The sequence below is a fragment of the Cetobacterium sp. ZWU0022 genome (assembly GCF_000800875.1).
Classification (GTDB): Bacteria; Fusobacteriota; Fusobacteriia; order Fusobacteriales; family Fusobacteriaceae; genus Cetobacterium_A.
The window spans coordinates 1-417 of record NZ_JRJZ01000093.1 but is presented as its reverse complement, the minus strand read 5'-3'; the positions used below and the strand labels follow the sequence as shown (position 1 = coordinate 417).

Genomic DNA, 417 nt, shown 5'->3' with positions numbered 1-417 from the left:
TTAGTTGTAGACTATATTGGAATAGGAGATGCACTTAAAAAAGCATTAAGACAATATACACCAAATGATCAAAAGTGCACTGGAGTAGATACAGAAAAAGCGGTAGCTCTTATGATTGAACACTATGAAATTCTAAAAGAGATATTCCATCACTTTGATTATTCAAAATATAAAAGTAGTAGTGCTTTAGAGCGTGCTAGAGTTATTATAGAGGGTATGGATTACATCTTAGGTTTTGAAAATGATGAACCTGGAATTAAAAAAAGATTTATTGATAATGTTTTAGCACTAGCTAAGGCTCATTCTCTATGTATAACAACTCGTGATGGACAGGCTTTAAATGATGAGATAAGCTATTTTAAAGCTGTTAAAGCTAGTGTTATTAAGTTAGAAACTGAGGATAAAGGAGATAATCCT

1 protein-coding gene is annotated in these 417 nt (G+C 31.4%); it reads left to right on the top strand.

The genetic code is table 11. The features are described 5' to 3' along the window. Positions 1-417: type I restriction enzyme endonuclease domain-containing protein (locus tag L988_RS08145; protein WP_047383278.1), on the top strand; the 417-nt coding region annotated here is incomplete at both ends.